This is a genomic window from Saccharicrinis sp. GN24d3, from assembly GCF_052400645.1.
Classification (GTDB): domain Bacteria; phylum Bacteroidota; class Bacteroidia; order Bacteroidales; family Marinilabiliaceae; genus Saccharicrinis.
Window position 1 is genome coordinate 1 of the sequence record NZ_JBQTGI010000018.1, and the last position, 23,695, is coordinate 23,695.

Consider the following 23,695-nt stretch of genomic DNA (forward strand, 5'->3'; position numbering starts at 1 on the left):
TTGAATTATATACCGCCATATTAAATATTACACATGCAAATATAAATCCCCGCAACATCAAGTGCGATGAAATTTTATTGTAATTTTTTTACCCACGATAAATTCTTTGAAAGTAATCGGGACAAGTTATGCCTCGTTTCGGTAATGCCTTGTTTTATTATACTTGCAATGCTCATGACGAACCTCCAATACATAATCCGGGTTTAAATAAAAGTATTAACTTGCAAAGTTAAAATCGTTTTACAATTTTTGACCCATCCCATCCCAATTAGCTTAATCGAAATTTATGGAGAATAATGGATTTATCGGCATGATAGAACATGCCTTAAAAAGTTATGAAAATCAATCTGCCTTTAGCAACTATCAGGGAGAATCATATACCTATCGTCAAGCAAGCGAAAGAATTTACTGGATACACGAATTGTTTAAGAAGTGTGATATCCAACAGGGTGACAAAGTAGCACTTATCGGCAGAAACCTAAGCAATTATGCCATCACCTACTTGGCAACCGTGTCGTATGGAGCTGTTGTTGTCCCTATTCTGCCTGACTTTGGCAGTGGCGAGATTCATCATATTGTCAGCCATTCAGAATCGAAGTTGTTGTTTTCGACCGATTTGATTTTTAACAAGGTGGATGAAAGCATGATGCAAAATATAAAGGGTATCGTAAGCATCGAAAGTTTTAAACCCTTGGTTAGTTGTACACTTGAGCTAAAAAACATTGTTGACTCAATAAAAATTCCTGAGGAGTTTACTGTTGAGATGATAGAGTTTGCCAAAATTGATAAGGATGAACTAATGGTGTTGTCATACACATCGGGTACCTCCGGATTTTCAAAAGGGGTGATGTTACCTCACCGAAGTATCTGGTCAAATGTTCTTTATGCACAGGAAAATCTGGAACTAAAACCTGGTAACAGGATTGTTTCATTCCTGCCTTTAGCGCATGCATACGGTTGCCTGTTCGAATTTCTGTGGCCATTTACCGTGGGATGTCATATTACCTTTTTGAGCAGGACGCCTTCTCCCCAGATTATCACCGAGGCTTTTCAAAACGTAAAACCGCATTTGGTTTTAGCAGTGCCATTAATCCTGGAGAAAATATTCAAGAAACGGATTTTGCCGGCTTTGGAAAAGAATCCCGTGAAAACCTTGAGCAAGATTCCAATCCTAAATCAGGTGGTTTACCAAAAAGTAAAAAATCAATTGACCGAGGTGTTTGGTGGCGAATTTCAGCAGATTGTGATTGGCGGTGCTGCACTCAATAAAGATGTTGAAGATTTTTTGCGTAAAATTGGCTTCCCGTTTACCATTGGCTATGGCATGACGGAATGCGGTCCGCTGATCAGTTACGAGCCCTGGGACACAACCCAACCGAGATCTGCGGGCAGGCTAGTAGACCGTATGGAGGTAATGATTGATTCCAACGACCCCTATAACGAAGTGGGGGAGATTATGGTAAAAGGCACCAAAACAATGTTGGGGTATTACAAAAATAAAGAGGCTACAGAAAAGGCTTTCGACAAAAATGGCTGGTTGCACACAGGTGATCTGGGTGTTATAGATGATAACAACTTCATTTATATTAAAGGACGAAGTAAAAACATGATACTGAGTGGTTCCGGACAGAACATTTACCCCGAAGAGATCGAGGCCAAACTGAATAACATGGAATACGTTCAGGAGTGCCTGGTACGCGATATAGGGGAAGGAAAACTGGAGGCACTGGTATATCCCGATTACGAAAAGGCTGATGCAGAAAATTTATCAGAGAAAGAAATTACCGACACAATTGAAGGCCTCAAGAAATTGGTAAACGAAGAGTTACCTGCTTATATGAACCTTTCACAGGTGACTTTGTTTCCCGAGGAATTTGAAAAAACGCCCAAAAAGAGCATCAAACGATATAAGTACACCAAGTAGCATCTGGCTGCAGGCCTTTAGTTATCGGTTGCAGGATATTAGCCTTTGCAAAGGTGTTTCAGGTTGAAGGTTCTTAACCGGTACCAAATGGGCTTTACCGTAAACAGACTGCTTCGTATACTTGCGAAGGATTTTTTTAGTAGGAAAAACCGGGTATCTTATACACTTATTAATCAAAACTATTTAATTATGGCGGATACGGAAATAAAAGCACTACTTCAGGTAAGCGATAAAATTATAGCTGAGGAAATTAAACGAATTCTGGAGGGCTCTGGAATTTATTCCCTTCTTCATTCCGATAACCCGGCATCATCCTTAATGAATACCTATTTCGGGTCGGCAACACAAGATGATATTACACTAAAAGTTAATGCAGCCGATTATGAGAATGCCGTCAAAATCATCGAAGAACATGGATACCAGGATTTATTGGTGTAAGAAATTGGTTGGGACTATAACTCTGACCAGAGTGTAATACCTTTATTTGAAATTTAACTGGTGAAGGAGCAAAGTCCTTGCCTATATACCTGGATTTTTTCCGCTTCCATTAACCATTTGTGTTTTTCATTCTCCATCATAGTCTTGCCGACCACCTGATTTCCATTCCTTTAAAATCCAACACTTCGTAGCATACACCCGCGCTGCAGGCAGGCCCTCCTCTGCGTTCGCCAACAAACAGTTGAACGCTGTTTTTTGAGTTGAGCTTGTATCGGGTACTACACCCAACCCACCATTTATCGGATTCGGATACAAACCGATCGTTACTCCACTCTGTATTTAAGCCCAGATAAAATTTAGATTTATTACGAATGGTAAGCCCCAAAAGATAATTCTGGACATGGGTATCAAGTCTTTCAAATTTTTGTCCTTCACCTTCAACGATCAATCCCCATTTTTTGCAAAGCGGACTATCCATATAGAAACCAGCAGATATTCTTTTGTCCTCATTTTTAAGCGGATCCAGCGCATAATCGGCAAACAGTTTTAAATCTCCATCATAAATTCCAACACCCGAAAATTCAAAAAACCACTCGTTATAATTAAACTCCCTGACAAACCTGTTTCTGGCATAGGTGTAATTAAACGTCAACAAGGAAAAAAGACCTGGCTGATAAAACGCCTCCAACTGGATGCCACTTTCATTGGTTGGCTGCAGAACATGTGTGCTTCTGTTCAATAACTTATAACTATGCTCACGAACTAAAGCAGGTGGTTCGTTAATTCCTGTACCAATTAAAAAGTGCTCGTAATGCTTGTATTCCAGGCTTAAACCGAAGTTTGCTAACGAAAACGCTAAACTGCCATATATTGCAAAAGCTTCTTGTTCGTTGGAGCTTTTACCTTCTCCACCTAAATAGTCGGCATATCCCAAATAATATGTCAATGTTGGGAGAATGGTGCCGGAGAATCCTGTCATAGCATAGTAGCTTTCTTCCTCATCGTTCTTTAATCGTAATCCGGAAAATTCTATTTTTTGCTTTCCAACCGTATATCCCGCTTCAGTACCCAGCACCTCATCCGACCTTCTTCTCTCCCATATTTGCGTGGGTGGGTACAGGTTATTTAAGGCATACCCCCAAAGTACCTTTCCCGACCATTTATCGGTTTTATAGGAAGCCGTAGCTCCAAGCATGTCGGTATAGAAATACTGCTTGGAACGGAAACCGCGATCTTCGATAACCGCACCAGGTATTTCGTAATTTCTTAGTAGGATACCTTTGCCCAGAATCTCATTGTAGTTGCCTAATTGCACCGACACGGATTTTGTTTGATAGCTTACTTTGGCTTGCGATAAGTTTATGTAATTCCTTTCTCCAAAGGGCGATTGATATAGCTGCAGGCCTGCACCAAACTTAAACTGACTTAGAGTATAGTTTAAATTCAACTTGCTGTACACCGAATTGAACATATCGTCCTGTTCGTTGGGGAGCTTTCCGTATTGATACTCCGTTAAAGCGGTGCCCGAAAATTGGGCAGTAACAACCGTGAATCCAATCATCAATAAGGTAAATATCGAATAGCTTCTCATTCTGCAAGTAGTTTTTCTATTACCTTTCGCCACTCTTCCTCGTCGCCGGAAGCAAATCCCTCGTGACGAAAAACCACTATGTCTTCTTTGCTTATAATAAGAAATGTAGGCATTGAACTCACTTCCAGTTCGTCTTTTATCTTACCTTCAATATCCCTTATGTTGGGGTAGGTGATATTTAACGAGTTTACCAGTGGCAAGACCTTCGAGAAGCTTCGTGGGCCATCGGTATTTACGCCAATAAAAGCAACTCCTTTATGATTGTATTCCTGGTAAATATTTTGAAGTTTGGGCATGGCTTTCAAACAGGGCCGGCACCACGATGCCCAAAAATCGAGTACAGTTAAATATTCCCCTTTTATATCAGAATAGCTTACCGGTTTGTTATCTATCGTAGAGGTTGAGAAATTCCGAATCGTCTGTGCACTTATGTTGAGCGAAATAAACAAAACAAAAAGGACAAGTAAATGATTTCTTGCCATAGTCTATTTGTTTAGGTATGTTTCCACGGTACTTTTGGCAGAATCTGCATCGCTTCCAGCTCCACGGCTCCCTTTAAATCGGATATAACCTTCCTTATCCACAACAATAAGCCTGTCGTAGGTAGTTTCGAACTTACTGGCTACCGATGAACCTTTCAGCAGCAGAGGGAAATCTACACCTGTACTGTTTTTAAACCCTTCTACCGAAGCCTTTGTGCCATCCCACTGATCAATACCTACAATAATAACATTGCCGTTAGCACTATATGCATTTGCCAACTTGCTTTGCACTGACGGCGCTGATGCTATGCAGGATGGGCAAGTGTTGCCAAAAAAGAAAAGTACCACCACTTTTCCTTTGTAGGCAGATAGCGTTACGGTTTCGTCATTTAGATTTTGAAGACTGAAATCCGGTGCCAGTGTTGCACCGTTATTGTTACTCCCATCATCATTCATATCCCCATCGTTATTATTGTCCGTGGGGTTTGTGTTGGAATCTGACATGGGATTATTGCCATCATCACATGCATAAAAGGCCAATGACGAAATAACGAAAACGGATATAAGAAGTCGACTTACTTTCATTACAGTATAATTTTAAATTCCAAATGTATTCGAAGGAACTCCCTATAATGCTTCTCTTCCCAATGAATAGGGACAAATAGTGCGAGAAACTTTTCTTTAGGGTCGTTTCTTTTACGTACATTTATAAGATTAATACCGTATCAGTCGAATGGCATAGCATTTCCTTACAAATAGGATTGTATTTTTTGGTGACATTTTTTATTAAAAGGCGATTTTCCTTCGCAGAAAATAAATCCGCGAGAAACAACAAGCATACTACAGCATATCTTCTTCGTTTATGAGTCTTCGGTAACCCAGGCATATAGATATATAGATAAGGGAACCGACAGTTATCGGGTAGATGAATATTTTACATCTTAACTCAATATTACTTTTCCTCCAAAACCAGTACAATTTTATTAAAATCGGCGGCGGCGTTTACCACGTTTTTAAAACCTTCAAAGGATTCTTGATCGACAAAAATTTCCTTGTAATATTCTTCAACCACTATTTTATAGATATCACCGTTGTAGGTATAATTCGATTCAAATCCGAAAATCTTCTCACCCCCTTTGCTTGCAATAACGTTCAATTCTCCCGCTTCGGGATTGACAATTTTATAACCTTGGGGCACTTGTAGGCTGATTTCGCGATAATACATGCGGTTAAAGTCGTTCTCAGCCATCGACTGGCGGTCATCTTCAAAATACATTTCAACCTGTTGGCCGATAGCTTCCCCAATACTCAATAATAGTTTGGGTCCTGCTTGTTCCAGAAATGCGGCCGTGGTAAAATCGGAATGCACCAGAAACTCCCCATCTTTTAAATGTTCCAGATCGCTCGAATCCCTTAAAAACAATTTGTTAACAGTTGGGTTTGGTGCTTTGGTCGCGGTCATTTCCTTTAAAGTATTCTGTTGTTGCTCTTCATCCATCATTTTAAAAAAATGAATGAAGAAACCGCCGCTCAAACCTTTGAGTCCTCGTTCGGTAACAATACGAACATTATCGCTATCCACATCTAATGTCATATTGATAATCATATTGTCGTAGTTGTGGTTGTATGGAGCGGGTGGAATATACCTTATTTTGCCAATGGCCGATTCAAAATCCCCAATCCTGACGGGCTCAATAAAAAGTCCGTCGGTAGCGGTGAGTTTGCCATTGACCACACCTAGTCTATATCCGGCATTGGATGGGTCGATGTACTTATCGAGGTTCGGGAAATAAATTAAATATTGGTCGAGGTAGTTCCATGACTGGAAGCTACCATCGAACCTAACGTTATCGCGCTCCGAGGTCAATACCATTTGATGCTCAATGCCCAGTTGTTTTAAGATATTTCCGTATAATTTAACTATTCCCCGGCTGCCGGTCACTTTGTGTTCCAGCACAAAATCAAGGTCGGAGAACTCGTCGGCATTGAACTGTTCCACATAAATATTGCTTTTGAGGAACGCCTCTACATATGTTACTTTTTCTTCTTCGGTATTGCCCTGAACCTGTATCAATTCCATCCATTTTTCGATGGTTTTAGGGTTAACCGTCAAGTACATGGATTCATACACTCGTTGCGCCGCATCGTCCCAGGTCAGTTTTTGTGCATTGTCATGGGAGTAATTATAGTCTAAACGATATTCAATGCGTTGTTTTCTCGGGTCAACATAGGAAAATTTCTCGCCTTTAATGGCCGGAATCATGCCACTCTCGCACCAGAACCGGCTTCGTTCATCGCCAAGCTTTTCAAAAATTCCGTTGGGAAACCCGTTGTATCCGCGAATATCATATACCAGGTTGTTTGGGCATATTATCTCGAACGAAGCATGCTGTAAAGGAAAATTAAACTGGAAATAGTTGCGACCGAAATTGCTGGCATGCATTTTTCGAACCACGTAATATTCTACCTCATCGCCTATCTCGATTCCGTCGATGGCGAATATTTTATAGCTTTTGCCGCTTTCATCGTCTTTTATTTCCTTGATATTATTTTTATCGAATTCGATGGATTTCCCATTAGGCTTGATGGTTCTGGCTTTAATATCAGTGACCTCGATCACATTTCCCAATGCCACTGATATTTTATTAAAACGATTGATTGCATCATCGTTATTCAGGCGGAATTTTTTATGAATGGTATGGTTCATCAGCAATCCTTCTTCCTCGGAATAGAAATATTCGTACTTTTCTTTTAAAAGGATGCCGATTATGTTTTCGCCTTCGTTCTGTTCTTCAACTTCGGAATAGTAGGGTTTTGCCGACCATACTTCGTTGGTCGCGTTTTGCGCCGAGAGACCAAAGGCAAAAGTTAGTAATATTAGTAAAATTGAATTTCTCATATTAGTTCTTTAATATCATCCTTATCTAGTTGCGGTGTAAAAACGACTTGAATCTTTCACATTTGTGATTCCACCGTTTATAATATACACAATTTACCCAGAGCGTTGCCCTAAGCTATGTTCTTTATGGCTTTCAGCCTATTTACTGTACCTGTATCATTTGAAATCAAAGTTAGGGTTAGTTTTTAAACCTTTTTTTAGTACCAGTGTGTTTCTATAACTCTTGTTTAGTGTTTTTATCATTTTGTTCCACTCTCCAATTTTATCCTCCAATAGAATCAGAAATTTAAACTTAAGTTCCTTCTCCAGAATCACCGTATTATCAGTTTTCTTGTACTGGATGCTAAACTCAAATTCTGGATTTGAAAAACTGTTGTCTTTAGGCATATACGTAACTTCATATCCTTCCGGAATCTCTAATTCTGTTATATATCGTTCGGTACAATAAAAATCATTTTCAAGGGGTGTGAATGTATTACCGGTGGTATCTATAATCATCTGACCGTAGGATTTATCGAGATGCAGGTTCAGGTATATTTCATCACCCATGGATTTATAATAATCACTGACCTCAAATTTCAATTCGAGCCGGGCTGGATTGTCATACTCAAATAAATTAATTATTTTATTATTCGTGACCACGAATTTGTTGTTACCCATCTCAAAATGATGGGATAGGTATTGATTGTATTTTTCGGGTTTTACACCATCCAGGGCATGGGCCAATTCCAGCTTGTTAAAACCCGTGTATTGGACTTTATCATGGCCTTTCACTTTGCCATCCACTAACTTAATTTTAATCGAATCGCTTGTAACACTATAGTCAGCCGGTGTAATTGGCACTTTATAAATTTTATACTTATCCTCGCTTATCCCAATCATCACTTCTTTCCCTTGGATATGGTATGGACTTACTCCATAATCGAGATACTCGAAGGTGCCATCCAGCAACACGACTGAATCATTTACAATTTGAGCAGCTATCATATGATTGTCTACCACAGGTAAGGGTAATTCCTCGTACCTGTATGGTTTATGACGGGTTCCCACCCAGGTAAAGTAAGTAGGGAGGCCTGCCATGTCCATCATGGTTTTTATCAGACACGACATGCCCTTGCAATCACCAAAACGTTTGGTCAACACTTCCTTGGCCGGCATAGGAACAAAACCTGAATAACCCTCTTCGTAAGCAATGTATTTGATGTTTTTGTGTACCCAATAATAAATGGCCTTGGCTTTTTCTTGGTCATCGGTTAGCCCATGTGTAACTTCATCCACGAGAGCTTTCAACTCTTCGGTTCCGGATTTATCTACCTGGTTTATAAAGTCGTTATAGAATGCATAAAGTTGATCGAGTGTTCCGAAGTAAGGTTCATTGTTAATACTTTTGATAAAAAAAGCGATATGCGGACTAAAGAAACTGGTGGAATAAAAGCCTCCCGCATAATACTGATACGGCATAACATCTTCTACCGTCCACTCATAAAAAGTGTACTTGCCTTTTTTATACGTTTTATAGCTGGGCTGAATATGATCGAAATTAAACTCTTTGAAACCTAGCTCGATATGCTTATGGACTTTCACAATTATTTTTGCCTTGGCAATAGGGATGAAGGATTGCAGGAAGGATTGCCCTAAAAATTTAGGATTGCTATAATTGATCGTATAATTCAAACGTGTAATAGCGCCTTTTTGAATCGCAGGATAAGCAAATTGCATTATTTTGGAATCATCGTAAAAAATGCCGCCATCAATACTGTGCGTTTCTTGAAACTGTTTCACCTTCACTTTATCGAAATCATCACCAGCAGGAACTAAAGTGTACGCTTCTTTTTCTGAGATTGTTGTAAAGCCACCAAAAAAGATAAAATCTTTTGTAAGACCTTTAGAGAAATCGTTTAATATCACCACTTCCTTTGAGTTTTGCTGAGTGACAATTACCGAATCATCTGCCCAATCCATCACATACAAGGATTCCATATTGGAAACTACCGCATTATATTTTTGATATTTAGCAGTTAGTTCATCAACGTTTGGATAATTGGCCGGGAAGCTTTTTTTTGCTACAATGCTCAGAAAGCAAAGAAAGATGTATTTTAGTATTGTAGTCCTCATGGTATCAAAAATAAAACACAAAAAGATAGTGTGAATGAAATTCTTCTACTGCTCATATCCAATAAACTTGCCACTCCACCATTTTTCAATGGAAATAATCTTACCCGATTGGTTGTAATTCTTTACAACACCGTGTAATTCATCACGCTTATATTGACTCACTTTTTTTGGTTTCCCGCTCTCAAAGAATTCGGTATTTTTTCCGTTTTTCATTCCCGCAATGTTGAAATACTCCAATTTCTTTTTGCCGTTAGGATAATAGGCTAAAAATTGTCCATTCAGCATTCCGTTTTTAAAGGAGTTTTTTTGACGGATTTTCCCATTACTATAATATTTTATTCTGTCTCCATGGGGAAGAAAGTTTTTAAAGGATTGCTCGTAACTTTTCTTACCGTTGTTAAAATAGGCTTCAATTTTATAATCGCCATTCGTAATTGGAATGGTATCTGTGTACAAGCCGTTTTTTAAATACTGGTATGCCATCAGTTCGTTTTCTTCAAAAATGAGTTTAATGATGACATCGCCACTTATATCATATTGGATGACATCGCCATGTAATTCTCCATTTCTATAATTTTCGGTGAGTTCTAAAGTTTTGTCTTCGTCATAATATTTGGCTTCAGCATCTTTTTCTCCATTAAAATAATTGACTTCTTCTTTCAGATTTCCATTTTCGTAATACTTCACGCCTTTGCCCACTTTTTTCCCGTTCAAATAGGACTCTCTCGATTTTACACTTCCGTTTGCGTAGTAATGAAAATATTCACCGTGTCTTTTATGGTTTAAATAGCTCCGTTTACTCAGGGTTCTTCCATTGGGGTGATCCCATATTAAATCTCCTTCGTAGTATCCCCCTTTGATATGACCTACTGCGTTGATGTAATTTGAATCACGCATGATCATAAATCTGTCCTGCTCTAGCAGGGAAGTTGAGTTTATTCTATTTGCATGAATATCATAGTTTTCGTGAATCAACATTTTTCCATCCAGATATTTACGTCTATTTTCAATGATACCTTCAACATCATAGTTGGTTAACCATCCATGAATATCCCCTTTTAAAAAGTAATAGGTTGATTCCAGGCTGCCATCGCTAAGCCTGTAAGTCCAAGTATTGTCCTGGTAGCCATCCTTGTAAAAACCTTGGTTTACCAGCGTTCCATCAGGAGAATACTGCTTATATGCTCCATTCAGTATTCCGTTTTTGTAAATATAGATTTCTTTTATGTTAGCGTTGGCATGATAAATCGTTACTTCGCCATCCAATTCACCGTTTTTATAATAAGATGTTTGCTTAGGCCATCCATTCTTAAAGTAGCTGGTCCATTTACCTTCAAACTTTCCAGCTTTAAACGAACCGCTTGTTGTTTTTCGGCCGCTGGAATCGTGTGCTAAGAAACTAAAGGTTCCCTCTGGGTTTTCACTCACCAAATATCTTTCTCCCGATTCACTGATAGATGAAACCTTGATAATAATTCCATTGTCGTATACCTCTTCCATGTATAATTTGCCATCTTCATCGAAGGAGTTGTATAATCCATGCAGGTTACCTTGCTCATTGTAAAAGGTTTCAATTTTTAAATTTCCATTTCGGTAGAACGCCTTAAATGCCCCAACCAACTCTCCATCTTTTAAGTTTCGAATGTCTTTCAGATTTCCATCAGAATAATAGTTTCTCCATTCTCCCTGTTCTTTATCGTCCTTAAACTGTCCATCAGAAGCAAGTATGCCATTTGGATGGTACTCCTTAAACTTCCCGTTTGTTTTACCTTCTGAATATGATTTTTGATGATGTATTTTTCCGTTTGCAAAGTACGATTCGTAGTTTCCTTCGAATTTTCCATCTTTATAAGTAAAGCTCTCGCTAATAATTCCATTGGCAAAGTAATTATAGGCCTGGCCATTTTGCAGGCTGTTGGTATAACTTGTCAAGCCGGTTCTGTTGCCAAATTCATCAAACCATTCCACTTTCCCATTCACTTCTCCATTCGAATATGGAGCCCTTACGCTCTCTTTTCCTGTTGTATGATATTTTGTCCAAATCCCGTTTAGCTTACCATCCGTTAAATACTCTACAGTTTCTAATTGAGCCTTTGAATTGTAATAACGCCATTCGCCCTGTTTTTTTCCGTCCTTATATACGCCTATGGCATTTAACTCCCCGTTGCTGTGGTAATATCTCCAATCGCCTTCTTCCTTTCCTTCCGTATTTGAATTGCCGATGGAATAGAGCTTTCCATCATCGAAGTAGGCAAAATCCAAGGTATCTAATATACCCGTGACATGGGTTAACCTGCGTTGTTTAATCTTGCTTAATTGGCTTCCTGTTTGATAGAACTTCTTCAATATATCCTCATTCTTCGATACATACTTAGTGATGCTTTCATGTTCGGTAGAACGCAGTAGGGTATATAAAAAGGGTTTTAAATGCCCTTCTTCTTTGATGGCCTTGATAAATGGGAAATACATCTTTATCCAGAAATCGTCTGCGCTATCCGATAGAGGCAGAACCTTAAATAGCATGTCTGTTTGTTTTACCAACGAGGCATTGAAACCTATCGGTAGGGAGTATCTGTCGGTTAGTACAATCCTGGATTTAATATAGTGGTCAACTTCTCCAAATATCTTGTTGTCTTCAATTGGTTCGATAAAATGACCTTGGGTAGTGTCTATATAACCGTTGGATAGGTTTTCTACAAATACCAGTACTTGGTTGCTTCTACTGCTGTTGGGTTCCAATGCCAGGAATGTTTCTAACGAAAGCATGGCCCTTGTGTATTGTTTTTGTCGTGCGACTAACTTGCCCAACTGCATATGACTGGAAGCATGATAAGGATTACAGCGCAAAGCTTCCTGAAAACAGGATTGTGCTTTGTCATAATATTCTGCGCCTAAATAAGTAACACCTAAATTATAGTGCAACAAAGAACTGTGTGGATATCTCTCAATGGCCTGTTGGTAGGTTTCAATAGCTCTAGGGGTATCGCCCAGGTGGTCATAAGCGGTTCCTTTAGTTCTTAACAAGTGCTTATGATTTGATCCGGGAAGGCTTAAGCCATTGTTGGCCATAATGATAGCGCTGTCGTATTTATGCATGGCCAGATAGGTCAAGGCCATTTCTGCAAGCATTTTATTGTAGCTGGAATCGTTTTCGTTTACAAGCTTAAACCGGGCAATCGCTTCGGCATATCTTTGTTCATCGTAAAACTGAATGCCTGCCTTTATTATACTATCACCTGTAAGTTGCTGGGAATGGGCGCTTAAAACAGAAAAAATATAAAGAAGTGCTGTTAATTTCTGGAGCATAAGAGGTTTGTTAAATGTATACCCTGTGAAAATAGTAACATTTTATCTAACAAAAAAGCACAAAAAAGCCGGAATGAAAATCATCCCGGCTTAATTTAATTCTTTAAGCAGTAAATACTACTCTAATTTCTTCATTAAAGTGGTATAAATATATTATAATACTCTAACGTTCACTGCGTTCATACCTTTACGGCCTTCTTTTAGTTCAAATTCAACTGCATCGTCTTCACGAATTTCGTCGATTAAACCTGATACGTGCACGAAATACTCTTGGTTTGTTTCGTCCTCTTTAATGAATCCAAATCCTTTAGATTCATTGAAAAATTTTACTGTTCCTTTATTCATTACTGTAATTAAAAAAATATGTTCGCCAAAGGTAAGGGAAAATATTACAATCCCAACAATTGTATCTATTTATTTCACAATATTTTAAACAGGGATGCAAAAAAACGGTCAATACCTTTGTTTTTAGTGCCTTAAAAAAACATATTAAACTATAAAATAGCAGGATATGATGTTAACCTCGCTTTTTTCGGAAGAACTGTATACCCCCAAACCCTGAAATGATGGAGATATAAAAACCAAAATCGTACCACCAACCGGTATTATACGTTTCATAGACACTAATTGACTCATTAAAAAGACCCAGTATTAGCGAAAATGGTGCAATCCAACCATGCCAAATACCGGAGAAAAAACCGGCGTGATCATCCGGTCCGTAGCTTCCACCTCCCGGCAGACAGGAAGTCAACATTAGTAGAAGTGATAGCAACCCCAAACAAAATACTATTTTTCTATTTTTTTCCATACTTGTTAAATTTAAGGAATATATTTACTAAGCAATTTACCTTATAAAATTAATAAAGATGTGTTTTAAAACTGTTAATTTATTCGCTATTATTCGCACCATTCGAAACAGGGGAGAAAAATAAACCTGGACATGAGATAATAGACTATAAAAATTTAAAGATTTAGAATTCAATCTTTTATAAAATAAACCAACTTGAATCATAAAATAATCCTATGGAAATAACCATTCTCATTGATAACGAAAAAAATGAATTGGTGTATCGTAGCGAGCATGGTCTTTCCATGTTGATTGAATGGAACGATACAACCATTCTTTTTGATACGGGCAAAAGCGATGCTTTTATCCAAAATGCCAAACTGCTGGGTAAAGATCTTACCAAAGTAGACTACGTGGTACTCAGCCATGCACATTACGATCATACCGGGGGACTAGAAGAGTTTCTAATTCTTAATAAAACCGCTAAAATTATCCTTAAAAAAGAAGTGCTTGAAGAGCGATGGAGTGTTTCACATGGCTACAACCGAAGAATTGGTTTCCCTCTTAGGAAAAGATTTGAGCAGCTTAATGGTCGTTATATGTTTGTAGATAAAACACAAGAGGTTGTGCCCGGGTTAATTGTCTTTACCGATATCACTAAGCAGTCAGGGCATACGTTTACAGACTCCTATTTATTTGCACAGCAAGATAGTAAGCTGGTTCCTGATACCTTTAAGGATGAATTGTTTTTGGCGGCAGTAAAGGACAACAAGTTGGTGGTGTTTACGGGATGTGCCCATAACGGGGTTGAAAATATGATTCGTACCGCTATTGCGCATACTGGAATTAAAGAAATAGCATTTGTGGTAGGAGGAACGCATTTAAATAGAGCTTCCGAGGGACAAGTTCAAAGGACTTTAAAGGAACTTGAGAAATTTGACATTAAAAGGGCGGCTTTTAATCACTGCTCAGGCAAGCATAATATTCCGATGATGGATAATAAACTGGATGGAAAAATTGAATATGCTTATGCAGGAGCAAGTTACTTCCTGTAAAGCTTAGCTCTGTATAAAAAAATGGTGATCCTCTATTTCCTTTTTCATCAAGTCAACTTCGGGGATTCCGATTTTTTTTCCGTAACTATCGATCAGTTTCTCTTTTTTAAGAGAGAATAAAATACGAATAACCTGTTCCTCTTCTGTGCCGGCAAAATTAGCAATTTCTTTTGTACTAACCTGAATGTCTATTACTCCGTTCTTGTTGCCGAATTTACGAAACAAATACAGGATCGTATCTATTACTTTCTCCCTCACAGTCATGTGGGCATACATTCTCACTTTGGTTTCACTTCGGTTTAATTCTTCAGCATAAAATACCATAAAATCGTATGCCATATTAGGGTTTGATAGCAGCATTTCCTTTAGTGTATCCATTGAAAAATGGCACATAGTGGTATTTTCCAGGGCTACTGCGCCAATAGCATGACTCTGCCTGGAACTGAAACCGCGTATACCTACCATCTCACCGTTAATCGCAAAACGTAATATCTGTTCCCTGGCATTAATCCCTGTGCTAAAAACTTTAACCTTGCCCGTATGCACAAAGTGCATTCCTTCTACAGGGGTGCCTTCAACTATTATGCTTTGCCCTTTCTTACATTGCGTGGTATGCTTATTTTTCAAATAAGCCTCAATGCTTGGTTCCCCAACGTGTTTATGAATTAAACAACTTGTATTTGAGCAGTTTTTGCAATCTGTGTTATTGGGCATTTTCTTACTTTTTAACTTAAATTACAATCGAAGCATGGTTTAGTTCGGGAAAATCTATCTTTTAATATCATGCCATGAGTTCGATAGTGTGCGAATGTATATAGAATTATTCTTAAACCCGGATTATGCATTAGCACTTCGTCGTGAACATTGAAAGTGCAATAAAACAAGGCTTTGCTGAAACGAGACATAACTTGTCCCGATTACTTTCGGGAGCATCGTTATGGTGAGTTGAGGTGAAGCAGCGGAGTGTCTTGTTTTGAAACAATTTCAATGTGTAATAGATTTTCTAATGCATATTGCGGGTTAAAAACGTTAGTGCTATTTTCGGTCAAATAAAAAGCCCCTCAGCTGAGCACTTAGCAGAGGGGCTTTGTTTATATCCGAATAAGCCTAGCTTGCTTTTAAACGGGCCAGACTTTCCTTGTCAATTTTAGCTTTGGCATACTCAACGGTGATGACCAATTCTTTGTCGTTTTTAGAAGGCGCTTCAAACATCATGTCCATCATAATGGTTTCGCAAATAGAGCGCAAACCTCGCGCACCTAATTTAAACTCGACCGCTTTATCTACAATGTAATCCAAAACGTCCTCGGTAAAAGTCAAGGTTATGTCATCAATTCCAAAAAGCTTTTCGTACTGTTTGATGATTGAATTTTTTGGTTCATGAAGTATCCTTCTTAAGATATCTCGATCCAACGGATTTAAATAAGTTAAGACAGGCAAACGGCCAATGATTTCAGGAATCAAACCAAACGATTTTAAATCCTGAGGAGCTACATATTGCAATAAATTTTTCTGATCAACTTGATCTTTTGCCTTACTGGCCGTGTAGCCAACCACTTTGGTATTTAGGCGCTGTCCAATTTTGCGCTCGATACCATCAAATGCACCACCACAAACAAATAAAATATTCTTGGTGTCCACCGGAATCATTTTCTGTTCAGGGTGTTTACGTCCCCCTTGTGGCGGAACATTAACTATAGAGCCTTCCAATAGTTTTAGAAGCCCTTGCTGAACACCTTCGCCGGAAACATCACGGGTAATGCTCGGGTTATCTCCTTTACGTGCAATCTTGTCTATCTCATCAATAAATACGATTCCCTTTTCGGCAGCTTCTACATTATAATCTGCTGCTTGCAGTAATCGGGTCAGAATACTTTCAATATCCTCGCCAACATAACCTGCTTCCGTTAAAACGGTGGCATCAACAATAGTAAAGGGAACATGAAGCATTCGGGCAATGGTACGGGCTAAAAGCGTTTTACCGGTACCTGTTTCTCCTACAAGGATGATGTTGGATTTTTCAATCTCAATATCATCGGTGCTACTGCGCTGTTGTAATCTTTTGTAATGATTGTACACCGCCACCGACAAGTATTTTTTTGCCTCATCCTGACCGATAATATACTGATCCAGGAACAATTTAATTTCGGTTGGTTTCAGTAGCGTAATTTCGTCCACATTAAAACCGCCTTTTTTCTTAAATTCTTCCTCCAAAATACCATGAGCCTGCTCTATACAGCTGTCGCATATATGACCCGAAACACCTGCAATCAGCAAGTTGGTATCCTTTCTCTCTCTTCCACAAAACGAACACTTATCCATAAATTACCCTTTGAAAAATATAAACAACAATGCAGAATACGTTGAATTTACGGTATTCTGCATAGTTGTTATCAGTTTTTTATTTTACTTTACATCCCTGGTCAACACTTCGTCGATCATTCCATATTCCTTCGCCTCTTCCGCGGTCATCCAGTAATCGCGATCAGAATCCTTCTCTACCTTTTTGAAGGTATTTCCGGAATGATTGGAAATAATGGTATACAATTCTTTTTTCAGTTTTTGTATCTCTCTGGCCGTAATCTCAATGTCAGAAGCAGGCCCCTGGGCTCCACCCATGGGTTGGTGAATCATTACACGTGAATGGGTGAGCGCAGACCGCTTCCCTTTTGTTCCGGCGGTTAATAAAACAGCTGCCATAGAGGCCGCCATGCCTGTGCAAATAGTAGCTACGTCCGAGGAAATATACTGCATGGTATCGTAAATACCCAATCCGGCATAAACAGAACCACCAGGAGAATTGAAATAAATGGAAATATCCTTGTGGGGATCAGCCGATTCCAGATATAACAACTGTGCCTGAATAATATTGGCTACGGTATCGTCCACAGGCAATCCCATAAAAATAATCCTATCCATCATCAAACGTGAAAATACATCCATTGAGGCTACGTTCAACTGTCGCTCTTCAATAATGGTAGGTGAAATATACCCACTACTAACAGAGGTGTATTTGTCTAAAGCAAGACTGTTAATGCCAATATGTTTGGTGGCATATTTTTGAAAATCTTTTGGATCTATCATGATATTATTTTTTCCTATTCTTAAATATTATTGGAGAGCTAAATTAAAAAAAAATAATGTCTTATTGCAAATGAACAAAGCCTTAAATGCATATTGCGATTTAAGGCTTTGTATTTATTTGATCAACAAAGCACTATGGCTTAACGTTTGGAGAAGCGTTGTGGTTCCGTCGACCTTATTTTTTAGTTATTTTCAAAAAGCTGGTTAAATTCTTCTCTATTAACTGTTTTATCCTCAATTTTAACAGCCTCTTTTATGAAAGCTATAACCTTATCCTGCGCGGCTGTTTCCGACATGTTTCTTCGTTGCTCTTCCTGATTCATCATATCTTTGGCGTAGCTCTCCAGGTGCTCTTCAGGAATGTTTGACAATCCATATTGCATAAACTGCATTTTTGCGGATTTCTTGGCCACTTCGAGAACATCAGCTTCTTCGATTTTAATTTCGTTCACCTTTAGAATTTCGTTCTTGATCAACTGCCATCTTAAGTCATCAAGATATTTAGGCATGTCGTTCTCAAGTGATTCAGGAGTGATTTCTTCCTTGTCATGATTGATCGTTAAGATCCAGCGTTTCAAAAATGCCTCAGGCAACGCGATGTCTATTTTTTTCATCAGCTTTTCTTTGGCATCCATGGAGAATTTGTACTCACTCTCGAAATTCAAGGTTTTTTCAAGATCTTCCTTGATCTTAGCGACAAACTCTTCTTCGTTAGTGACTATATCTTTACCTAACACCTGGTCGAACAATTCCTGGTTCAACTCAGCCTCAATATAATTGGTAACTTCTTTCACGGTGAACTGGAAATCACCATCAATTTGCTCAGCTTCCTCGGCGGAAATTTTTAGCATATAGGAGGTTTGTGTAGCATCCTCGAAAGTAGTTTTGGGGGTGATAACAATAACATCGCCAGCTTTAGCACCAATTAACTTGGCTTTTGCTTCTTCGTTTTTAATAGAAACAGCGGAAATAACAGAGTCTTCTGCTGTAATACCTCCTTCTAATATTTTTCCATCCTGATCAAGCTGAGCAAAATCTCCTTTGATCATAGACTCTTCAGTAGCTTCCTCCACAATTTCCGATGTGCCAAAGCGACTCGTTGCTTGTTTCACCTGCTGGTCTAACATTTCATCGGTAACCTCTATGCTATAATACGGAAGCTTTTCTCTTTTTGACAATTTCACTTCAAATTCAGGAGCGAGGGCAAGGTCAAAATTAAACTGGAAATTTTCTTGCGTCTCAAAATCGATGGTTTCTTGTGTTTCACTTGGAAGTGGCTCACCCAGAACATTCAATTTGCTCTCAAATAAATATTTCGAAATTTCTTCAGAAACAATTTTGTTAACTTGCTCGGCCAACACATGTTTACCGTACATCTTTTTAATCATGCCAAAAGGAACTTTTCCGGGACGGAAACCAGGCATGTTGGCTTTCTTACGATAATCTTTTAGTACCTCATCAACGCGACTCTCGTAATCTTCTTTCTCTACAGTAAGTTTTAATACTGCATTTAAATCATCAATGTTTTCTTTTGAGATGTTCATCAGCTAAACAATTATTAGTGAAGTTTTTGTGTGATTACTGTTTGACCTAACCTAGGTCATCATCAATTTACTTAATTTAAAAAAACCGTCCTACTACCGATTTACATCGTAAGTGAGACGGTTTTTGTATTTCCTGAATTGGTGCGGATGAAGGGACTCGAACCCCCACGCCTCTCGGCACTAGATCCTAAGTCTAGCGCGGCTACCAATTACGCCACATCCGCGTTATTTTTTTAGCGATGCAAAGATAAGCTGTTTCTGATCTAATTTGCAAATAATATGGCAAAAAAAATAAAAATATTTTTTTCAAGTCTAAAAATCAATTACCTACATCGAACTTTCTTCGTTTTAACTCAAAGTCGTTACCCAAATAAAGCCTGCGTACTTCTGGGTCTTCAGCCAGTTCCTCGGCGGTTCCCGCTTTGAGTATATTTCCTTCAAATAATAAGTAAGCCCTGTCGGTAATGGAAAGCGTTTCGTGAACATTGTGGTCGGTAATCAAAATGCCAATGTTTTTATATTTCAGTTTGGCGACAATCTCCTGGATATCTTGCACGGCAATTGGGTCTACACCTGCAAATGGCTCATCCAACAAAATAAACTTGGGGTTAATGGCCAATGCACGGGCTATCTCGCACCTTCTTCTCTCTCCGCCCGACAATTGAATACCCAGGCTTTTGCGGATATGCCCTAAGCCAAATTCGTTCAGCAGCTCCTCCAGCCTTTCTTTCTGGTACTCCTTTGAAAATTTGGTCATTTCCAATACGGCCTTTATGTTGTCCTCAATACTCAACTTTCGGAATACGGATGCTTCTTGTGCTAAATAACCGATTCCTCGTTGTGCCCTTTTGTAAACGGGCTCCTTGGTAATAACCGTATCGTTAAGATAAATATTTCCTTCGTTAGGAGTAACCAATCCAACCGTCATATAAAAAGTGGTGGTTTTCCCGGCGCCATTAGGGCCCAGCAAACCAACAATTTCACCTTGCTCTACCTTTACAGATACACCTTTTACAACAGTCCTGTTCTTATATCTTTTAACCAAATTATCCGTATGTAGCACCAAATTCTTTTCTGACATAGTCTTATTTTTAATCCCCTTAACTCAGTTTTTCTTCCTCTTTCAATCTTTTTCGTTCAACGTTCCTCGCAATTAATATGCCGCCTTCGTATAAAAATATTAAGGGAAAACACACCAATACCTGACTAATCATATCAGGGGGTGTAATAATTGCTGCCAATAAAAGGCTTACAACAATTGAGTGCCGTCGATATTTTTTTAATGTTTCGGCAGAAACAAGACCAACTTTGGCCAAGAAATATATCAATATAGGTAATTCGAATATCAAGCCCCCTGCCAACACAATGGAGGTTATGGTGGAGATATAAGATCCCAGGTTTAAAATATTTTCTACTTTGTCGCTGACATGGTAGGTGGCCAGAAAGTGAACGGATAAAGGACAAATAATATAATAAGCGAACAATATGCCCACAGAAAAAAGGATGGAAGCAAAAAATATGGCTCCTCTCGAATGTTTAATTTCTTGTTGGTACAAAGCAGGTTTTATAAATCGCCAGAATTCCCAAAATATGTAGGGAAAGGCCACCACCAGACCGGCTATAAAAGAAACCTTAAGGTGCATAGTGAATTGTCCGGCCATTAATATATTCTGGAACTTAATAACGTCCTGATTAATGCTTAACGCCGGCATATTAAACTTATCGGCTAAATGGGTCAGCATACTATTAGTAAAAAAGTCGGGGTTGCTGGGGCCGAATATTATGGCGTCGAACAAAATTTCTTTGTACAGAAATGCCAATATAGCCACCACAAAAACCGATGCAAATGACCTTACCAAGTGCCACCTTAGCTCTTCCAAGTGCTGTAAAAAAGTCATTTCTTCATTTTCAGATTCTGCCATTGGTATTTGAATAAACAGTTTTTAGAGCGCAAACAAAAAAATCGCGGTGAATTAAATTTTTGCGAAGATAACACAGTAATTTCACAATGACAATAAGTAGAAATTAAGAGTTTTTTTCTTATATTCTACTTTTGAATACCAAAGAAATCAATATATTCTAGAAAGAATACGCTAAAAATTTGTTTAAACGAATCATATTTTTTGGATAAATGCCTAAAGTTTCTCCAAGAAAAAGTATTTTTGTTTAAAGTGATAGTTAGGAATTAAGAAACTTTTGTGCCGTTAGCTCGCAGCGGTATGGAAAGGTTAATGATATTTGTTATGGGAAAAAAGGTCGATCTTGGGGTTCACTTGAAGAGGCATTTTGGTTTTGATACCTTTAAAGGAAACCAGGAAGAAGTAATTGAAAATGTTCTTAAGGGGAATGATACATTTGTTTTAATGCCAACCGGTGGAGGTAAATCGTTGTGTTATCAATTGCCGGCACTTATCTTACCCGGCACTGCCATTGTTATTTCTCCTTTAATTGCCTTAATGAAAAATCAGGTGGATGCTATACGTAATGTAAGTGAGGACGATGGAATTGCACATTTCCTTAATTCATCGCTCACAAAAGCAGCAATTGCCAAGGTAAAAGAAGATATGCTGTCCGGTAAAACAAAATTGCTTTATGTGGCGCCGGAATCACTTACCAAAGCAGAAAATATAGATTTCCTGAAAAAGGTGGAGATTTCCTTTTATGCTGTGGACGAAGCGCACTGTATTTCGGAGTGGGGGCATGATTTTCGGCCGGAATACCGGAGAATAAGGCCGATCATTGAAGAGATTGGAAGCAAGCCTTTAATTGCATTAACTGCCACAGCTACCCCAAAAGTACAGAGTGATATACAAAAGAGTTTAGGAATGGTGGGTTCTATGGTGTTTAAATCATCATTTAACCGTCCAAATCTTTACTACGAGGTTCGTTCAAAGAAACATGCCACAAAGCAGATAATAAAAATTTTAAAAGAAAATACAGGTAAATCGGCTATTATTTATTGCCTAAGCCGAAAGAAGGTGGAAGAACTGGCCGAGACATTAGTTGTTAATGGAATTAAAGCCAGGGCTTACCATGCCGGGATGGATGCAAGTAGGCGGGCCGGAAACCAAGATGCCTTTTTGATGGAAGAAACGGATGTGATTGTCGCCACCATCGCCTTTGGTATGGGTATCGATAAACCCGATGTTAGACTCGTGATTCATTATGATATTCCTAAAAGTCTAGAAGGCTATTATCAAGAGACAGGCCGTGCCGGCAGAGATGGAGGAGAAGGAAAATGTATCACTTTTTATAGTTATAAGGACATTCAGAAGCTGGAGAAGTTTATGCAAGGTAAGCCAATAGCAGAACAAGAAATTGGCAAACAGCTTCTTTTGGAGACAGTATCCTATGCCGAATCGTCTATCTGCAGGCGTAAAATATTACTCCACTATTTTGGTGAAAAGTATCATGAGGATAACTGTGATACCTGCGATAACTGTTGCAATCCTAAAGAACAAAGCGAAGGGCAAGATAGTGTTGTTACCATGCTTAATACTGTACTTGAACTGAAAGAGCGTTTTAAAGCCGATCATATGGTTTCATTCTTAACCGGGGAGGCCAATTCTGCTATTAAATCTTACAAACATAACGATCACAAATTGTTTGGCAGCGGAAAGGAAAAAGACGGTAAATACTGGAATGCTGTTGTCCGTCAATTGTTAGTGGCCGGATTGTTAATTAAGGAAATTGAAAACTATGGTATTTTAAAAGTTAGTGATGCCGGAAAAGAGTATCTGGAGAATCCTCGTTCGTTTATGATAACCCAGGAACATGATTTTGATACCGAAGATGTAGAAGAAAAGTCGGTTGGGGGAACGGCAGCTGTCGATCCGGAATTGTTTAGTATGCTAAAAGACTTAAGGAAAAAGATTTCGAAGAAGAAGAACTTGCCTCCTTTTGTGATTTTTCAGGATCCCTCGTTAGAGGCTATGGCTATACATTATCCGATTACTTTGGAGGAGATGATGAACATACCCGGGGTAGGTTCGGGAAAAGCCAACCGTTTCGGGAAAGAATTTGTGCAGCTGATTAAAAGCCATGTGGAGGAGAACGAGATAGAACGTCCGGTGGATATGGTGGTGAAGTCCGTGGCCAACAAGTCGAAAAATAAGATTGCTGTTATACAAAGCATTGACCGTATGATCCCGTTAAACGATATTGCGGAGTCAAGAGGGCTGGACATGAATGAACTGATTTCGGAAATAGAATCCATAGTTTATTCCGGAACCCGGGTTAATATTGATTATTACATCGATCAAGTAATGGACGAGGATCGCAGGGATGATATTTTCTATTATTTTAAGGAGGATGCCGAAACGGATGACATTGGTAGTGCTTTGGATGAGTTGGGCGAAGATGAGTACTCCGAAGAGAACATCCGATTGGTAAGGGTCAAGTTTTTGTCGGAAGTTGGGAATTAATCTGGTCTATGGTAAGTTAATGCGGAGTCACTGGGTTGTATTTAGA

18 protein-coding genes and 1 tRNA gene are annotated in these 23,695 nt (G+C 38.8%); 4 read left to right on the forward strand and 15 right to left on the reverse strand.

The window, feature by feature from the left end; all coding sequences use genetic code 11:
• Positions 1–286: 286 nt before the first annotated feature.
• Together ACT29I_RS19190 and ACT29I_RS19195 are read left to right on the forward strand one after the other, a co-directional pair.
• The gene (locus tag ACT29I_RS19190) at positions 287–1,924 is read left to right on the forward strand and encodes an AMP-binding protein (RefSeq protein WP_430932949.1); all 1,638 of its coding nucleotides are present in this window, start codon (positions 287–289) and stop codon (positions 1,922–1,924) included.
• A 189-nt stretch (positions 1,925–2,113) separates the two neighbouring features.
• A complete protein-coding gene (locus ACT29I_RS19195) occupies positions 2,114–2,362 on the forward strand; it encodes a putative signal transducing protein (RefSeq protein ID WP_430932948.1) in 249 nt (82 codons plus the stop codon).
• A gap of 136 nt (positions 2,363–2,498) precedes the next feature.
• Here ACT29I_RS19195 and ACT29I_RS19200 read toward each other — a convergent pair whose 3' ends face one another.
• The 8 genes from ACT29I_RS19200 to ACT29I_RS19235 all read right to left on the reverse strand — a co-directional run bounded on the left by ACT29I_RS19200 (position 2,499) and on the right by ACT29I_RS19235 (position 13,563).
• Positions 2,499–3,953 (reverse strand): DUF6029 family protein, encoded by a 1,455-nt coding sequence (locus ACT29I_RS19200; RefSeq protein ID WP_444794173.1) that lies wholly within the window; start codon positions 3,951–3,953, stop codon positions 2,499–2,501.
• Positions 3,950–4,435, reverse strand: coding sequence for a TlpA family protein disulfide reductase (locus ACT29I_RS19205; protein WP_444794174.1), 486 nt, complete (start codon positions 4,433–4,435; stop codon positions 3,950–3,952). The genes ACT29I_RS19200 and ACT29I_RS19205 overlap by 4 nt, the downstream gene beginning before the upstream one ends.
• Before the next feature lie 3 nt (positions 4,436–4,438).
• Positions 4,439–5,020 carry a peroxiredoxin family protein gene (locus ACT29I_RS19210; RefSeq protein ID WP_444794175.1) on the reverse strand — a complete coding sequence of 194 codons (582 nt, stop codon included), beginning with the start codon at positions 5,018–5,020 and terminating at the stop codon, positions 4,439–4,441.
• A 367-nt stretch (positions 5,021–5,387) separates the two neighbouring features.
• Positions 5,388–7,334 (reverse strand): DUF3857 domain-containing protein, encoded by a 1,947-nt coding sequence (locus ACT29I_RS19215; RefSeq protein WP_430932944.1) that lies wholly within the window; start codon positions 7,332–7,334, stop codon positions 5,388–5,390.
• A 156-nt stretch (positions 7,335–7,490) separates the two neighbouring features.
• Positions 7,491–9,449: a DUF3857 domain-containing protein gene (locus ACT29I_RS19220; RefSeq protein WP_430932943.1), complete on the reverse strand. Its 1,959-nt coding sequence runs from the start codon at positions 9,447–9,449 to the stop codon at positions 7,491–7,493.
• A gap of 45 nt (positions 9,450–9,494) precedes the next feature.
• A complete protein-coding gene (locus ACT29I_RS19225) occupies positions 9,495–12,755 on the reverse strand; it encodes a tetratricopeptide repeat protein (protein ID WP_430932942.1) in 3,261 nt (1,086 codons plus the stop codon).
• 153 nt (positions 12,756–12,908) lie between these two features.
• Positions 12,909–13,100, reverse strand: a complete 192-nt coding sequence (locus ACT29I_RS19230; RefSeq protein ID WP_027472784.1) for a cold-shock protein — start codon at positions 13,098–13,100, stop codon at positions 12,909–12,911.
• A gap of 172 nt (positions 13,101–13,272) precedes the next feature.
• On the reverse strand, positions 13,273–13,563 hold the full coding sequence (locus tag ACT29I_RS19235; protein WP_430932941.1) for a hypothetical protein: 291 nt from the start codon (positions 13,561–13,563) through the stop codon (positions 13,273–13,275).
• A gap of 215 nt (positions 13,564–13,778) precedes the next feature.
• Between ACT29I_RS19235 and ACT29I_RS19240 the strand changes: the two genes are divergently transcribed.
• Complete coding sequence (locus ACT29I_RS19240; RefSeq protein WP_430932940.1) at positions 13,779–14,597, forward strand: MBL fold metallo-hydrolase; 819 nt, start codon at positions 13,779–13,781, stop codon at positions 14,595–14,597.
• 3 nt (positions 14,598–14,600) lie between these two features.
• On the opposite strand, the gene ACT29I_RS19245 is transcribed toward ACT29I_RS19240, so the two are convergent.
• The 7 genes from ACT29I_RS19245 to tatC all read right to left on the reverse strand — a co-directional run bounded on the left by ACT29I_RS19245 (position 14,601) and on the right by tatC (position 21,147).
• Positions 14,601–15,311, reverse strand: a complete 711-nt coding sequence (locus ACT29I_RS19245) for a Crp/Fnr family transcriptional regulator (protein ID WP_430932939.1) — start codon at positions 15,309–15,311, stop codon at positions 14,601–14,603.
• 393 nt (positions 15,312–15,704) lie between these two features.
• Positions 15,705–16,919: an ATP-dependent Clp protease ATP-binding subunit ClpX gene (gene clpX, locus ACT29I_RS19250; protein WP_444794176.1), complete on the reverse strand. Its 1,215-nt coding sequence runs from the start codon at positions 16,917–16,919 to the stop codon at positions 15,705–15,707.
• A gap of 84 nt (positions 16,920–17,003) precedes the next feature.
• Positions 17,004–17,681, reverse strand: a complete 678-nt coding sequence (clpP, locus tag ACT29I_RS19255; protein WP_430932937.1) for an ATP-dependent Clp endopeptidase proteolytic subunit ClpP — start codon at positions 17,679–17,681, stop codon at positions 17,004–17,006.
• Positions 17,682–17,863: 182 nt separating this feature from the next.
• The gene (gene tig, locus ACT29I_RS19260) at positions 17,864–19,225 is read right to left on the reverse strand and encodes a trigger factor (protein ID WP_444794177.1); all 1,362 of its coding nucleotides are present in this window, start codon (positions 19,223–19,225) and stop codon (positions 17,864–17,866) included.
• Positions 19,226–19,364: 139 nt separating this feature from the next.
• Positions 19,365–19,449: transfer RNA gene (locus ACT29I_RS19265), tRNA-Leu, on the reverse strand.
• Positions 19,450–19,544: 95 nt separating this feature from the next.
• Positions 19,545–20,306: an LPS export ABC transporter ATP-binding protein gene (lptB, locus tag ACT29I_RS19270; protein ID WP_430932935.1), complete on the reverse strand. Its 762-nt coding sequence runs from the start codon at positions 20,304–20,306 to the stop codon at positions 19,545–19,547.
• Positions 20,307–20,325: 19 nt separating this feature from the next.
• Positions 20,326–21,147, reverse strand: a complete 822-nt coding sequence (gene tatC, locus ACT29I_RS19275) for a twin-arginine translocase subunit TatC (RefSeq protein ID WP_430932934.1) — start codon at positions 21,145–21,147, stop codon at positions 20,326–20,328.
• A gap of 321 nt (positions 21,148–21,468) precedes the next feature.
• Between tatC and recQ the strand changes: the two genes are divergently transcribed.
• Positions 21,469–23,649: a DNA helicase RecQ gene (gene recQ / locus ACT29I_RS19280; protein WP_430932933.1), complete on the forward strand. Its 2,181-nt coding sequence runs from the start codon at positions 21,469–21,471 to the stop codon at positions 23,647–23,649.
• The last annotated feature ends 46 nt before the right edge of the window (positions 23,650–23,695 follow it).